Source organism: Dyadobacter sp. LHD-138 (assembly GCF_030929615.1).
Lineage (GTDB): Bacteria > Bacteroidota > Bacteroidia > Cytophagales > Spirosomataceae > Dyadobacter.
Map to the genome: position 1 here is coordinate 174987 of NZ_JAVFVU010000001.1, position 14338 is coordinate 189324.

The 14338-nt window shown below is 43.5% G+C and carries 13 protein-coding genes; 5 read left to right on the forward strand and 8 right to left on the reverse strand.

The features are described from left to right. Positions 1 to 5: 5 nt before the first annotated feature. A complete protein-coding gene (locus tag RB622_RS00720; RefSeq protein ID WP_308044555.1) occupies positions 6 to 476 on the reverse strand; it encodes a cyclophilin-like fold protein in 471 nt (156 codons plus the stop codon). Beyond that, positions 473 to 1537, reverse strand: coding sequence for a carboxymuconolactone decarboxylase family protein (locus RB622_RS00725; RefSeq protein WP_308044556.1), 1065 nt, complete (start codon positions 1535 to 1537; stop codon positions 473 to 475). The genes RB622_RS00720 and RB622_RS00725 overlap by 4 nt, the downstream gene beginning before the upstream one ends. A gap of 227 nt (positions 1538 to 1764) precedes the next feature. Here RB622_RS00725 and RB622_RS00730 point away from each other — a divergent pair, with 227 nt between their 5' ends. After that, positions 1765 to 2661 carry a helix-turn-helix transcriptional regulator gene (locus RB622_RS00730; RefSeq protein ID WP_308044557.1) on the forward strand — a complete coding sequence of 299 codons (897 nt, stop codon included), beginning with the start codon at positions 1765 to 1767 and terminating at the stop codon, positions 2659 to 2661. A gap of 134 nt (positions 2662 to 2795) precedes the next feature. On the opposite strand, the gene RB622_RS00735 is transcribed toward RB622_RS00730, so the two are convergent. Both RB622_RS00735 and RB622_RS00740 read right to left on the reverse strand, forming a co-directional pair. Further along, positions 2796 to 3257, reverse strand: a complete 462-nt coding sequence (locus tag RB622_RS00735) for a hypothetical protein (RefSeq protein ID WP_308044558.1) — start codon at positions 3255 to 3257, stop codon at positions 2796 to 2798. Between the two features lie 121 nt (positions 3258 to 3378). Next, positions 3379 to 3948 carry a hypothetical protein gene (locus RB622_RS00740; protein WP_308044559.1) on the reverse strand — a complete coding sequence of 190 codons (570 nt, stop codon included), beginning with the start codon at positions 3946 to 3948 and terminating at the stop codon, positions 3379 to 3381. Positions 3949 to 4543: 595 nt separating this feature from the next. Here RB622_RS00740 and RB622_RS00745 point away from each other — a divergent pair. The 3 genes from RB622_RS00745 (at position 4544) to RB622_RS00755 (ending at position 6570) form a co-directional block, all read left to right on the forward strand. Continuing rightward, positions 4544 to 4918, forward strand: coding sequence for a hypothetical protein (locus RB622_RS00745; RefSeq protein ID WP_308044560.1), 375 nt, complete (start codon positions 4544 to 4546; stop codon positions 4916 to 4918). 480 nt (positions 4919 to 5398) lie between these two features. Next, positions 5399 to 6136 carry a helix-turn-helix domain-containing protein gene (locus RB622_RS00750; protein ID WP_308044561.1) on the forward strand — a complete coding sequence of 246 codons (738 nt, stop codon included), beginning with the start codon at positions 5399 to 5401 and terminating at the stop codon, positions 6134 to 6136. Between the two features lie 71 nt (positions 6137 to 6207). Then, positions 6208 to 6570: a VOC family protein gene (locus RB622_RS00755; protein ID WP_308044562.1), complete on the forward strand. Its 363-nt coding sequence runs from the start codon at positions 6208 to 6210 to the stop codon at positions 6568 to 6570. Between the two features lie 265 nt (positions 6571 to 6835). On the opposite strand, the gene RB622_RS00760 is transcribed toward RB622_RS00755, so the two are convergent. After that, on the reverse strand, positions 6836 to 7966 hold the full coding sequence (locus RB622_RS00760) for a winged helix-turn-helix domain-containing protein (RefSeq protein WP_308044564.1): 1131 nt from the start codon (positions 7964 to 7966) through the stop codon (positions 6836 to 6838). 113 nt (positions 7967 to 8079) lie between these two features. Between RB622_RS00760 and RB622_RS00765 the strand changes: the two genes are divergently transcribed. Beyond that, positions 8080 to 9093, forward strand: a complete 1014-nt coding sequence (locus RB622_RS00765) for a sialidase family protein (RefSeq protein WP_308044565.1) — start codon at positions 8080 to 8082, stop codon at positions 9091 to 9093. A 250-nt stretch (positions 9094 to 9343) separates the two neighbouring features. Here RB622_RS00765 and RB622_RS00770 read toward each other — a convergent pair whose 3' ends face one another. The 3 genes from RB622_RS00770 to RB622_RS00780 are packed head-to-tail and all read right to left on the reverse strand — an operon-like array spanning position 9344 to position 14331. Then, positions 9344 to 11353: an FG-GAP-like repeat-containing protein gene (locus RB622_RS00770; RefSeq protein ID WP_308044566.1), complete on the reverse strand. Its 2010-nt coding sequence runs from the start codon at positions 11351 to 11353 to the stop codon at positions 9344 to 9346. Beyond that, positions 11316 to 12773, reverse strand: coding sequence for a VCBS repeat-containing protein (locus RB622_RS00775; protein WP_308044567.1), 1458 nt, complete (start codon positions 12771 to 12773; stop codon positions 11316 to 11318). The genes RB622_RS00770 and RB622_RS00775 overlap by 38 nt, the downstream gene beginning before the upstream one ends. 16 nt (positions 12774 to 12789) lie before the next feature. Continuing rightward, positions 12790 to 14331, reverse strand: a complete 1542-nt coding sequence (locus RB622_RS00780) for a RagB/SusD family nutrient uptake outer membrane protein (RefSeq protein ID WP_308044568.1) — start codon at positions 14329 to 14331, stop codon at positions 12790 to 12792. Between the last annotated feature and the right edge of the window lie 7 nt (positions 14332 to 14338).

The window sequence follows — 14338 nt, forward strand, 5'->3', positions numbered from 1 at the left end:
TGCACTCATTCAAAGGTAACTGTTACGCTTCCGGAACCAACTGCCGCCGCCAACCCGGCAGGATCATCGATGCGTCCGAGCTTCGTATAACTGTAAGGCGTCGGAAATGATTGATAGAAAAGAACAAGCGTATTGGAGCCATAGAGCATCAGGTCGCCGGTATGGATGGTTCCGGGATTTGAAGAACTGGTCGGCAGGTTGGTTGGGAAACGATAAAGTTTTTCATTCCCATTTAATTCACTCATGGAAACGGTCATAGGTAATCTGGCTTTAAAAGCAGTTGTCGCCTGATTATTAAGGAGCGTTGCCGTGAACGTTTTAGTACCGATCCTGATTTTAAGCTGGCTGCTCATCGTATCACTGTTGTTGGTTTCCATATTCGTATTTGGTATTGTCATGCTGTTCGTTTTACAAGCCAGACTTCCTGTCAACAGCATGCAGAGTCCAGACAAAATAATCAGCGCGTTTTTCATCATTTCAGTTTTTTAAAAATCTCTAACATGGTTTGTTCGTCGAGTGCAGTCATATCGATCAATTTTAATGACTTTACCATTTTTAGCGTCGTTGTTTTGTAGTGCAAAAAATGCGGCGTTTTCAAATGCGACTGGTAAGCACCACTGTCGGCATAGATTTCAACAATCCTGATCTGGGTTGGCTGCTCCTTACTGTACATTGGAAAAATGGCCAGTACACCCTGCTCCTTCTCAACGGATGCGGCTGCTTCCTCTTTCAGAACCGCATTATATTCGTTTAGATGCTCTGCCAGGATTTCAATTTCTGAAATACGCACCATCATCCCGGCTTCAACGACGGGTACCGCAGGCTTTGCAATTGCCTTTCTTAAGGAGTTTGCCTGCGTTCTGCTGACAAACTTTGCAATCAATTCCGCAACTTCCAGAAGTTGGTTTTCAGTAATACCGGTGTTGATACCCATTTTTACATGGGATTGCAATTGTGATACAACGCCCGGCATGGCTGCAAGGGCCGAAATGGTTACAAGCTCCCGCTGCTGAAAGGTTAGCACTTCGCTTTCGAAAATGTCAGCAAACAGATGCTCTTTCAGGAAGGTATCGATTCTGGGGGCAAATACGCCAAATCCCGGCGCTGGTTTTGACTGGGGCATTTTGGTCAATTCTTCCAACACTTTTCTGCCCTGTTCGTACGGATCCTGAGCCCCGTTTTGTGAAACAGCTGGCTTTCCTGGCTTGTCCTTAATGCCATTGGCTTTTCTTTTATCGAGCACATCCATGAGTGTGCTGATGGCATTCAGACTTCTTGGAAAACCACAATAGGCATACAGCTGCACAAGCATTTCCTTGGTTTCCTCGACGGTCAATCCTGCATCCAGGCCAGCGTTCAACGGCTTGGACAGATTTTCCAGATCCCCGGCGGCAGTCAATGCAGAAATGGCTACCATGCTTTGTTCCCGGGGGCTTAACGCATGTTTCTGGATTGTATTCGTTTGTGCTTTCATCACGGTGGTACCCAACATAAACACAAAAATTAGTATTCCTGAAAGCGGTTTGTTTCGGTTCATTCCTGACAATGTTTACGGCCTGTTAATGGCTAGGTAAATACCTAATTTAACGATTTGCTTCATTACTATACGACTTTGTCTATCATTTTGTATCACAAAGGTCGGTCATCGGACCCGGTCCATTTTTACACAGGCTACTGGTTTATTTACCACTTTTACTGATTTGGGGCATTATAATAAATTCCATGTGCCAGCATGACTATATTTGAAGTGTAATTCGCTGGCATATGGAACAAGTAGAGAGAATAGATACCGTGAAGCAGTACAACAATTGGGTGGGAGCTGATACGCTGCATCCCTTGGTCAGTGTGGTCAATTTTAACGAAATACCTACCGTACAATATTTCAGACGCCTTATGGGCGTTTATGCGGTGTTTCTAAAAAATATTAAGTGCGGCGATATGATATATGGTTGCCAGCCGTACGACTATGAAGACGGCACGCTGGTATTTGTTTCTCCGGGACAGGTATATGGAATTGACAGTAAGGGAAAAGTTACCAAACCATCAGGTTATGCTTTGGTTTTCCACCCGGATTTGATTGCAGGCACACATTTAGGAAAAATCATCAAAGAATATTCGTTCTTTTCCTATGCGGTAAACGAAGCTTTGCATTTGTCAAAGAGAGAGAGACACACGATTGTCGATTGCTTTGAAAAGATCAGAACCGAGATAGACCAAAACATTGACAAACACAGTAAAACACTCATCGTTTCCAACATCGAATTATTTCTCAACTACTGTATGCGGTTTTACGACCGGCAGTTTATCACACGCAGCAATGCGAACAAAGATATTCTGGTACGTTTTGAAGATTTACTAAACGATTATTTTAAATCGGGAAAGGCGCAAACATTAGGTCTGCCAAGTGTAGCGTACTGTGCCGAAATGCTCTATCTGTCTCCCAACTATTTTGGCGACCTCATTAAAAAGGAAACAGGAAACACGGCCCTGGATTTTATCCAAACAAGGCTAATTGACGAAGCAAAGGTAAAAATCTTTGAAGCCCATACTTCATTGGGCGAAATTGCCTTCCAACTTGGCTTTAAATATCAGCAGCATTTCACCCGCCTTTTTAAACAAAAAACCGGTGTTACGCCCAATGAATACCGGAGTTTAATTTAAGTTGCTTTCTTTTCACAAAAACGGATAAAAGCTTCACTCGACGGTTTTTGTCCATTCTTTTAATTTAACCCCATAGTAAAATTATGGTGCTAATTATTTTTCCTCAAAACAGCTAAGCGACCCGGATAATCTATTCATACATCTTGTCTCTCTACCGAAATATATGTTTTGAGCACATACTTCCAGGGTACAAAGAGGATAGGTAAGATCACCAGGACAAATGCAGCTGTCATTCCTTCTGCCGGGGAACCGGCCAGCGTACCTGAATTCCATAAAGGGTATGCCACCATCATCAGCCAAATCAGCTTATAGGAAATTTCCAGGAATAAAATAGGTAGCAGTTTTAATGGTTGCAATATCCCTAAAAAAGCCAGGAGCGAGAAAGATGCCCAAACAGACCATGCCATCGCTTCATTAGACTCCCATACTCCTGTATGGGTGAAAATATAAGTCCAAACATCCTTGCCAAGAACAAAGAACATCAATAGGTACAGGAGCCTTAAGCAATAAATATTGATCAGTGGGACTCCCTGCCAAAGTTTAGCATTGGATCTAAACAGTGAAATGATTCGCTCGACTAATTTTCCGGTGTTCATGGCGTTGTTTGATTTGTTACCTTTCAATTTAGACAACTGCCTGATCAATAGCGACTACAATTATTATGAGTGGTTTGAACTAAGGATGGGAGTACTATCAATTAATCGCTCTCCATAAAAATTATTTCATATCTTTAATTCTCTCCCTAATTTCCAATGGTAAAAGCTGTGGATCAATCTTGTCAGTGAGAGCTTGAAACTTTTTCGCACTATCCATTTGCATTGCTTCCAGGTATGCAAAAGTCAACTTTGAGCAGGTTTCTCCCCTCGAAGAATCAAGCTGATACGACCGCCTGAAATAAAATATGCAGCTATCAAGTTCCTTTCTATCACTGGTTTGCATATAACTATTGCCATACGCCTGACCTGTAGATGCCCATACAAGCGGATTAACCGGGTTGAACCCAAGTGATTTTTTGAATAACGGAAGTGCTTCTTTATGCTTTATATTGTTACCGAGTAGGTTTCCAAAACCCCAGTATACATCTGCGTTCATGCTGTCCAATAGCCACGCCTGGTTAAAACGCATCATCGCAGTGTCTTTGACGTTTTGATTAAAGTAATCCCACGCTCTTGCAACCCGATCTTGTGCTGCCTTTTTTCTGTCACCTTGAAACGCTGCGCTCATTTCCGTAATGAAAGCTACATCCGCCGCAAACTGTTCCGGGCATTTAACAGAATTTCCAAACATTGGTAGTCAATTAATTTGCTCAGGACAGTTTGAAATCCTGGTGCAAGAGGCAGAAACATACTGTAAACTTAGCAGAATCTGTATTTTAATTAATGGGCAACTGGATTGCATATAGACTAAATTTGCCATGAAGATAGTCCAAAATAAAAAATGCCAAGCATATACGCATTTTTAAATTTAAAGATTGGATTATATCTTAAAAACCTTCCTTAGTGAACCTTATAGCCGGCAGTATAAGCACAAAACTTTAATACGGGAATCTGAGGTTTTGTGAGAATAGATTATACGTACAGACCATTTTAACAAATCAATAACAGTACCTATTCTCGGTCAATAAAGATTGGTAAATTATAGAGAGATAAAATTGGTCTTCCTGAAATTCTATCCATGAATATGACCATTGGATTTAACACAGTCTTAACTAACCCTGGTTTCCTAATACGGTAGTTATTTACAGGATCTCATAAAAACCACCCATCCAGAGTTGGGGTTACACACTTTTTTAATTTATAGGGCCTGATGCAATTATACATTCCAACGAATTTCTTTCAAATCTTGTCCCAGGTAAGTACTTTCACTTTACACAAACAACGCCATGAAAACCCGTAACCTTTCATTGCTTTTAACCTTATCTCTCACAACTTTGCTATGCTCATGCGTGGATGAAGACAATGAGCGGGGCGTGATCTGCACGGAAGAATTCAGATCTGCATTACTAAATGTGCCCGGTGATCCGTTGACAGAATCTTACTCGATCCGGTTGTCCAACGCAGACACGATCCGCCACTTAGCCAATTCCGATCTGAGGCCCGGCTATTACCTTGTCCTAGATGACAACTACCAGCCGAAACTAGAAAACCAGCAGGATACTTTCCGATTCATAGGCAAACGCGGCAGCGAAGTAGTCGTTTCCGAGGATTACATTTTCAAAGCCGACAAGTGTCACATTACCAAAGTGAGCGGCAAATGAGAGCTTTGAGTTTTCCATGATGCCCCGTTCCGAAGCTGCATTCACAGCAGTGTTACCTGAATAAGCTCAACTGCTTTCCGAATCTCAGATATACTGGAGAATTCGGAGCCACTGATCACCACAATCCGGAAGTTGAAGTCAGGCTGTTTCGGCTGAAATGGACTCGCTTAAATAAATGGTTAACAATTATTTAGCACATGCTGGACGAATGTCTACTGATGGTCAATGCTTCCGAATTCTCCAAATACCTACACCGGCGAGTATATTTTTCAGAAAAGGTATATTTTCAACCCTTCGATATTGACCATACTCAAAGATGCCACAGCGATTTATTCGAGGCATAACAAGTCTAAGCAATGCAAATGGCAAACAACAATAGATAAAGAATCCTTTTCATAAAGTTAATATTGTTTTGGTTTTTGTAATATCTTTTCCTATTTCATATTCCTTCTGACTTGAATGAAGGGAAGTAATTGACTTATGAACTATAAAGAAACCAAACCGCATCCAGCCTTAGGTGACTATATTGATGCCTTTTGGATCACAACAAACAACGAAAGCAGCCCGATATCCGAAAAAATTTTACCTGACGGCTGTGTTGACATCATTTTAAATCTGGGCGAGGATTGTAAGACCGACAATGGACGCTTCGATATTAAAAATGGGGAAACCTGTTTGGTGGGAACGATGCGACAATTTAAAATAACTGAATTGAAAGCTGAAACCAAACTTTTGGGTGTACGCTTCAAACCATCGGCCTTTTCCGCATTCTATAAATTCTCCTCGCTGCATGAGGCAACCGACAAAACCATCGGGTTTGAGAAAAAACTATCCCCCGACTTCGGTCAGGTTATTACCGGCTCCTTCGATTATCTCAATCAGTTCTTTATTGAAAAGCTAGTTCCACATCCAACACCTATTCTTATGCAGGTGATAGCCGACATTGAAAAACATAAGGGCACAATCAGTGTGTTTGAATTGGCAAACAGGCATTTCACCACGGTAAGGCAACTAGAACGGCATTTCAAACAGCATATTGGGGTCAGTCCCAAGGAGTTCATTAACATAATTCGCTTTCAGTTTGTGCATGCTGCGATCCGGGAAAAATCATCCGGAAAAAGCATGTTAGAGATCGCCTTTGAACATGGTTATTACGACCATGCCCATTTGGCCAATACCATAAAACACTACACGGGAGTTACGCCTACCGAGCTATAAATTTTGTCGTATTTTTCCAAAGTTTGGATAAGCATTGTCAATTACATTTGCATAAACAATCTAAAGACATTATGGAAAACATTCCTGCACAGAACAAACTAAGGCACGCACAAATCCAGTACATCGAATTTCTCTCGAAGGACATTCAACTGATCAAAAGATTTTATACAGAATGTTTCGATTGGACCTTTACTGACTTTGGCCCTGATTACACCGCTTTTGAAGGCGACTATGTTGATGGTGGTTTTACTTCGGGCAACCCCGCAAAAGGAAGCATATTAGTCGTCCTTTATTCAGAGGATATCGAAACGACCCGGCAAAATATTATTAAAGCTGGTGGTGTAATAGCGAAGGACATTTTCAGTTTCCCTGGTGGCAAACGTTTTCAGTTTATAGATCCGGATGGCAATGAGCTGGCGGTCTGGTCTCAGTAAACCACCCAATTTAACTAGTATAAAAAGGACAGCGAGTTTAATGAAGATGCCATGGCTGTGGCAAAGGATTTGCAAAATTTAAAGAAGATATTAGAACACTAGACAATGCTTTTTTGAAATACTTGGTACTCGAAGGTAAGATCAATATGCCCCATGATTTCTCTGAACTTTTTGCGGCCTGGACGGGGCCCTATCCGAACCCCTAATACGATTTCTGACATTTCCGGATACCCTGAAAATCGTGCAGCGGATAAGATATATGATTTTAAATAATCGGTCTTTCAGGTATTTCCAGCTTATACCCCTTCCCATGAACATTCGTTATTCTCAGTTCAGGATCATGGCTTAATTTCTTTCGAAGTTTCGACACAAACATGTCCAGGCTGCGACCGGTGAAGACCCCTTCGTTGATCCAGACTTCCTGCATCAGCGTTTCGCGGGGGATCAGTTCACCGAAATTTTTGTGGAGCAACTCCAGAACCTTGCATTCTTTGTCCGTAAGACTAATCACCTCGCTTCCCAAAAGCAAGCGCTGCCCCTTCACGTTAAATAAAAAACTTCCGAGCGCAGCCAATTCCGGAACGGACTCTTTTATTATAGCGTAGTTTTGATTCTGCCCGGGCACCGGTTTTAAATTTTCCCAAAAACGCCCAATCAACAAGGTAACACCCAGCAACACCAGAATGCCGCCATAAACCACGTGGATTAATGGATAGTCAAAGGTTGTCGTTTTTAATTCTTCAAGTTTTGGATTGACTTCCTTAGGATCCATTTTAACGGACTTGAGTTCTTCAGCCCGTTGGTCAAAGGCTGCCGTTTTAAATTCTTTAAGTTTTGAATTGACTTCCTGAGTACCCACTTTAACTGATTCAGTCAGCTGGTCGATGTCAGCTTTCTTCTGTTTTACGTTCTCATAAAAATCCGGAAAGGCAAATTCGATCGTGTAACAACCCCGGGGCTGACTTCTGCCGCTGCAAGCCAGGATGTCTGGCGAGGTATTATTGACCTGGAAACCATAGACGATGCCGCCTTTCATGCAATCATGTACTGTAACGGTGTAACCAGAAGGGAACTCTGTTTTGGGAAGTAAGCCCTGTGACAGCACCATGAGCGAATCGTGGTTAAAAACGAATTCATTTTCGAACCTGAGCAGAAATGTGCCTTCTTTAATCTCGGTAACAGGCAATACACGTGAGGTTGAGTCACCAGCCTGCTGCAGCAACCGATGACCAGCTTGACGGATAATGAGGTTTATTTGCTTCGCCCTGATGTCTCGGCTGGAACGTTCTGTGAAAGACGAGGCGATAAAAAAAATAGCAAGCATCACCGTGGCAATGCCGGACCCCACCACCAACCGGTTAGTGAAAAAGCCAGTAAAAGCAGAATTTACACGCATTTACATTTCTTTTTACAATTGATTTACAAGGAGCAGCAACCCGGGTGCCTACATTTGGATATGTAAAGTTAAAAACAATTTTATTCTATTATTTCACCAAACCAATTTTAGTCATGAAAATCCATAGCCTTGCTTTTTTGCTCCTTTTCCAATTCTCATTTGCCTTTGATCAGGCTTTGGAATTCCCACAGTCGTCCTCACTCCCGGATAGTAAGCAAAAACAAAAAAGGGATAAGGCAGGAGCTGCAAACATCATTTTTAAGTCTACAGATGACGGACAGACATGGCAGGACATCAGCGAAGGACTGCCTGAAAATTTGTCGGAAAATGGTATTCCTAGAGAAGGTTTCTATGCAAATGATAATGGAATCTATCTGCATACTGGAAATGAGATGTATCACAGCAAAGCAAATTCCAGAACTCCTTTTTGGGAAAAAGAGATTTCTCCAGACAACCTTGGCAGCATTGTCCCTGGTAGGACCGGAATGCTTGCATTCAATTACAGTGGCCAGTTTTTACAAAAAATAAACGGAACGAGTGTATGGTCGCCTATATACACGAATTTTCCAGGAAAAGGGGTACGCACCGTTTTTAAAACTGCCGGAGGCACAGTTTTCATCTGCTCCGACTCCAGCCTTTCTAAATCCACCGACGGTGGAGAAACCTGGAAACATTTTCATACTGAAGGCTGGGTAAGGACATTTGTAGAGTCAAACGGTGTACTCCTGGCAACCAGCCAGAGGGGGATAATAAGATCAACCGATGATGGTGAAAGCTGGGAGTCGGTGATTAGCGAGGGCGGTGTTGGCATCACTGTAGAACGTATCAAAGGTGGATTTGCCGCGATCACTTGCAATACAGAGACGGAGACCAGAAGAGTACGGACATCATACGACGGTGGTAAAACCTGGCAGCCGATCGATGCTGACCTCCCCCCAAGCCTCTATATTGCCTCAATTACCGAGGTTGGTGCATACATGTTCTGTGGTCATCCTGCCGGGATTTATAGATCGTCAGACAAGGGAAAAACATGGCAACTGTTACTGCCTGCTATACAAGATAAAGTCTTCAACTTATCTGTTTCTGGCAACGTGATTTATGCCATACCAAGAGGTGGAGGATGTTGAAAATTCATGAGAGCAATTCTAAAATTTATGCCCAGTCATATGGAAGATCCCCATTTCTTTAATGAAGGCCTTGCATTAGCAAAAACAAAGACACCCGATTGAAAATCGGGATAAGCATGATATTTTTTCAACTTGAAATAATTCAGCGGTTGAAAGGTAGAAATTCATAGGAGTTCTATCATCGTATGATCCAAAACAAAAAAAGGAAGAGTGATGGCTACCCGGTAACGTAAGGTCATGAATAAAACAGTTATTTAGTTTTGACGATGTTCAGTTTATTGATTTGAATTGGCCCGGAATTAATGGCAGTTAGCAGCCATTTTCCCTGGTTGGCACCTTTGAAAAAAGTGCTTTTCCGGGCGTCCCCCTGGATCATTAACCCACTTTCCGAGCAACTAACAGATTTAAAATCTCCTTTACCGTTACCTAGCAGCAGCAGTCCGGTCGACGCTTTCTGCCTGCCCATATTTACTTCATTGGGATAAAAATTACCGGTCAATACCACATCCTGATGTCCATCTGCATTCACATCCCCAGTCACAATCCCGAATACCGGCGATTTTTGCGCCTCAACAGACAATGCATGGACCATAAAATTTCCGTTGCCGGTGTTTTCAATGTAGGCACTTTGCAGGTAAGTCGCTTCGGCGCTGTGCGCGCCTTTTAGCTCCTCATTGGAAAGCAGTTCGTCGAAAGTTACTTTGGCATAGTCGGCATAATGCGGGAATTTTCTGCGAAACTGGATCACCTGCTGATTCAATGCGTCGCGGGGAACACTTGGATAACGTTTACCCTGAATAAAATAACCCATTAATGGATCGAAAGTGCCATCACCGTTGAAATCCTTCGCTACGATTTTGATTGGTTCTTTTTGTGAAGCACGGTAAAAAGTATTCAACCCTTCATTCCCCGCAATGAAATCAATGTCGCCGTCGTGATCAAAATCGCTGGCAGCCAAACTGTTCCACCAGCCGGTAAACTGGTTTAAGCCGTTCGCTGCTTTTTGTGAATGCAATGATCGACCTTTTTTATTTTCAAAAATCCTGATAGGCATCCACTCCCCTACAAGCACGAGATCATCAAATCCATCCTGATTGATATCTGCCCACAAAGCGCTGCAAACCATACCAATATCGAGTAGCTCCGGGCAAAATTCCGAGGTTACATTGGTAAAATGCGGCTCGCCCCCTTTGGAATCGTTCCTAAGCAGATAGCTGCTGGCAGGCAGCGGATATTTGCCCGGAATGCTGCGACCGCCAATGAAAATATCCAGATCGCCGTCTTTGTCAAAATCGTTGGTTACTATGCAGGAGCTGCTTAATGAAAGTTCCGGTAATGCTGTATTGCGTGCGGGCTGGAAGTTTCCGGTGCCATTATTTAAATACAATTGAACTTTGTAAAATGCTTTTTCGGTCACCGGCAGCTCATTTCCTCCATTTGATACCAGTAAATCCAGGTCCCCGTCCTTATCCGCATCCAGGAAAACGGCGGCGGTGTTTTCATGTAGAGAATCCTGGGAAACGATGCGTTTTTCAAAATGGCCTCCCGCTTTTTGCAGAAAAATAGTGGGCTTGCCTGCCCGGTAACTTCCTCCGGCAAAAATATCTTCCAAACCGTCGCCATTCACATCGCCAGTCGCAATTACAAAGCCGCTTTTTGATAACATTTTGTGCATGGTTGCCGTCTGCTTGAAATCGACAAAATTGCCCTCAGAATGCTTAAAGTCGAGATTTAAATGATTGGTAATATCCGTAAAATAGGATTGCTGTGGCTTTGGCAAAACAGATTTCCCGGGTTCTATTGCTTTTTTCTGGTTTAGAACCAACCGCTTGTTTGCCTTAATTTTGTACAGTTTTTGAGATTTCCCTCCGGGCCAGACTACTTCCAGACTATCGATCTGTTTTTTATCCCCAATACCAAAATGTACTACGGGATCCACAGACGATTGGAATCCTCTCACCACACTCAGCTCGGCATATTGCGGATCTTTACCAGTCCAAATTGTTACCTTACTGCCAATTCCGGAAAGGTTACCTTTTTCACCCTTCAATGTAACGTTCAGAAAATTTGATTTCCCTTTTTCTCTGCTGTTGTTTTGATAGATAAAAGCTTCTGAATCAATATTATTAACAACTAAATCCAGATCTCCGTCGCCGTCCATGTCTGCATAGGCGGCCCCATTGGAGTAGGAAAGCTTGTCGAGTCCCCAATCGTGGGAGGCATTAAAAAAAAGTAAGGTTACCCGTGTTTTGGTAGGCATAGTTGGCAATCTGCACCTCCGGTACCTTTTTGATCAGTTCCAATGCATTTTGCTGCTTGAAATCGTTGGTGCCAAAATTTGAAAAATCCTCCTTAAACTGGATAAAATCGCGGTCGGTCACGTCGCGACGGTATCCATTGGTGATGAAAATATCTTTCTGTCCGTCATTGTCAAAATCCGCAATGAGCGGTGCCCAGCTCCAATCGGTTTTTGCAACACCCGCCAGCAAACCGATCTCACTAAACATCGGCACCCCGTTCTGACCTTGACCGGGCGTTGCACCGAGGTTAAGCTGCAGCACATTCCGCATGTACTGAAGCTGATAACCGTATTGAGCCGAAATACTCATTTCCTTACGGTCATAATCCTGCCCGGCAAGCATCTTTTTTTGGCGGAAATTATCTTCCGGAAGCATATCCAATTGGAAAATATCCGGGTAAGTATCATTGTTGATGTCGGCTACATCCAGCCCCATGCCATACAAACTCGTATGTGTGGTTGCTTCCCGGATTGCATTGTTAAAAGTAGGTACTCCGACATTTTTTAAACCATTGTTAAGATAAAGTATATCGCTGCTGATGAAGTCATTGGAACAATAAATATCCGGGTAACCATCCTTATTCAAATCACTTATTGCCAGACCAAGTCCAAGTCCTTCGTATCTTACACCTGCATCTTTTGAAATATCAGTAAAAACCGGGATCCCATTTTCACCGGTACCTTCGTTGCGGTACAGCTTGCCGGTACTCGGATAAGAGCCGTCGTTGTAAGTTTGCCGCAGGTAATTTGGATTTTGAAGATCGGGTGCTGAATTCATCATATAAGCATCCAGGTCACCGTCGAGATCAGCATCGAAGAAGGCTGTTTGAACGGTGAACGATGCGGCGTTCAAACCAAACGCTTTTGCCATTTCACGAAACCGTGGCTGTTTGTTGCTGTCTAAACCCTGGTTCACAAAAAGTAAGTTTTCGGAAGTCGCAGGGTCCGCAGACGAGCTCAATTTGGGATGCCGGGCAACGCTTACGTAGATATCCAGCAAGCCATCCTGATTGATATCAACCATGGAAATCCCAGTACACCAGCGTGCTGTTCTCACACCAGCCGCTTCTGTAATGTCTTCAAACGCCCATTTTTTTGAAAGTGTATCGATTTTACTGAGGTACAACCGGCAGCTAACCTGGTTCCCGCCAAAGAAAATATCAGGCTTGCCATCATTATTCACATCCCCGATTCCGACGCCCCCACCATTGTAAAAATTGGTAAATGTGAATGGGTTAATGGAATCGTTAGGGTTCAATACATTAGAAAAAGTAATGCCGGTTTCTTCTGAATTGTGCGAAATAAAAAGAGTCTCCTGCTTCTTTTGGCAAGAAAGAAGCAGGAGGAAAAAGATGAATGAGTAAAACGAAATCTTTTGCATGAAATTTAAATGCTGCTTAATACCCCGGATTCTGGTCCGCCGGTTCGATTTTGGCGTTGTTATCTACCTCCTGTTGCGGAATCGGCAGTAGTTCGATCTTGTTGGCCTGGAAATAAGTCAGGGGTTCAGCTTTCAGCTTACCTAGTTTCCGCCATCTCAAAATATCCATGTTCCGGATCTGTTCGCCGCTTTGCTCCACGCGTCTTTCATGGACGATCGCTGCGAAGACCTGATCTTTTGTCGAAACAGGAAATTTTGCAGTCGGATAGGCGGGCATACTTACGCTTTTACGGGCACGGATCATGTTCAGGTATTTGACAGCCTCGGAAATATTTCCCGCCTCATTTTCCACTTCAGCCAGCGACAGGATCGTTTCCGCAAATCGCATAATTCGCTGGTTGATAGCTCCGGTCAAAAACGATTCGTTCATTTTATACATAAGCGAGTATTTTTGCCAGCTCACTTTCAGGGTGACGCCATCTACCACCGATGAGTTCCCGTTCTGTTGCCCATCGGTCAGCGTATTGGCACCTTTGTTGTATTTTTCGCCGGTAAAATAAAAGGAGTCGTCGTAACGCGGGTCTGTCTTGGCATCGCCTTTCGCAGTTTTTTCAAATTCCGACAGCAGACTGTTCGAAGGGATCACGTTACGCCATCCTATGGCCGAATATTCCTGAGTACGCACCGTTTCGGTTCCAGCCGTAGCACCGTTTCCATCGCCGTCCCAGTTGTAAACCCCACCCGAAGGAGCGAAGTTGACCTCGAAAATTGACTCACTGTTGAACTCCGTTTCTTCCAGGAAATTGTCGTTATAGTTGTCAACCAGCGCATAAACCCCTGAATTGTATACTTTCAGCAGCTCGGTCTTTGCATTGGCATAGTCGCCTTTTTGCAAATAAGCCCTTGCCAGCAACATTTGCGCTGCACCTTTGGTTACACGCCCCTGATTGGCTGCATCATAAGTTACCGGCAAATCAGCCTGGATTGCCTGCAATTCAGAGATCAGGTAAGCATAAACATCTTCGACCGGGGACTTTGCCAGACTCCCGTCTACGGTCAGGACATAATTTTTGTAAAGCGGCACTGCGCCCCACATGCTGACCAGTTCGTAATAAGAGTAGGCCCTCAAAAATCGGGCTTCTCCAAGCAACCTCTTTTTGTCTGCATCGGCAAGGTCCGTCACTTTTTCGGAGTTGTCCACCACTGCATTGGCACGGTGTATCATCCGGTAATAAGCAAGCCACACCGTTCCCATTACCGAGTTTCCGGTATCGTGGGTGCCGAGCAGCAACTGGTTACGCGGTGTTTCCAGCTGTCCACCACCTGCTGCGACATCGTCGCTTCGCAGGTCGTGTAAGAAAAACCATTCCCTGGCAACCAGGTTATTGGCTTTAAGCATGGAATACACACTGGTAACACCACTGCTTAGTTCCGTACCATTTTTGTAGTAACCTTCCACAGTCACGCCATTGGGGTTCGTCTTTTCAAGCGTATCATCGTTACAGGCAAATACGATCCCGAACAATAGGGCATAACTAGTAATTAGTCTCTTTTTCATTTCAGTT

What these genes read in the sequence shown, in the direction of transcription:
- RB622_RS00720 (WP_308044555.1), bottom strand. Translation starts at nt 476, where the DNA reads ATGATGAAAAACGCGCTGATTATTTTGTCTGGACTCTGCATGCTGTTG.
- RB622_RS00725 (WP_308044556.1), bottom strand. Translation starts at nt 1,537, where the DNA reads ATGAACCGAAACAAACCGCTTTCAGGAATACTAATTTTTGTGTTTATG.
- RB622_RS00730 (WP_308044557.1), top strand. Translation starts at nt 1,765, where the DNA reads ATGGAACAAGTAGAGAGAATAGATACCGTGAAGCAGTACAACAATTGG.
- RB622_RS00735 (WP_308044558.1), bottom strand. Translation starts at nt 3,257, where the DNA reads ATGAACACCGGAAAATTAGTCGAGCGAATCATTTCACTGTTTAGATCC.
- RB622_RS00740 (WP_308044559.1), bottom strand. Translation starts at nt 3,948, where the DNA reads ATGTTTGGAAATTCTGTTAAATGCCCGGAACAGTTTGCGGCGGATGTA.
- RB622_RS00745 (WP_308044560.1), top strand. Translation starts at nt 4,544, where the DNA reads ATGAAAACCCGTAACCTTTCATTGCTTTTAACCTTATCTCTCACAACT.
- RB622_RS00750 (WP_308044561.1), top strand. Translation starts at nt 5,399, where the DNA reads ATGAACTATAAAGAAACCAAACCGCATCCAGCCTTAGGTGACTATATT.
- RB622_RS00755 (WP_308044562.1), top strand. Translation starts at nt 6,208, where the DNA reads ATGGAAAACATTCCTGCACAGAACAAACTAAGGCACGCACAAATCCAG.
- RB622_RS00760 (WP_308044564.1), bottom strand. Translation starts at nt 7,966, where the DNA reads ATGCGTGTAAATTCTGCTTTTACTGGCTTTTTCACTAACCGGTTGGTG.
- RB622_RS00765 (WP_308044565.1), top strand. Translation starts at nt 8,080, where the DNA reads ATGAAAATCCATAGCCTTGCTTTTTTGCTCCTTTTCCAATTCTCATTT.
- RB622_RS00770 (WP_308044566.1), bottom strand. Translation starts at nt 11,353, where the DNA reads ATGCCTACCAAAACACGGGTAACCTTACTTTTTTTTAATGCCTCCCAC.
- RB622_RS00775 (WP_308044567.1), bottom strand. Translation starts at nt 12,773, where the DNA reads ATGCAAAAGATTTCGTTTTACTCATTCATCTTTTTCCTCCTGCTTCTT.
- RB622_RS00780 (WP_308044568.1), bottom strand. Translation starts at nt 14,331, where the DNA reads ATGAAAAAGAGACTAATTACTAGTTATGCCCTATTGTTCGGGATCGTA.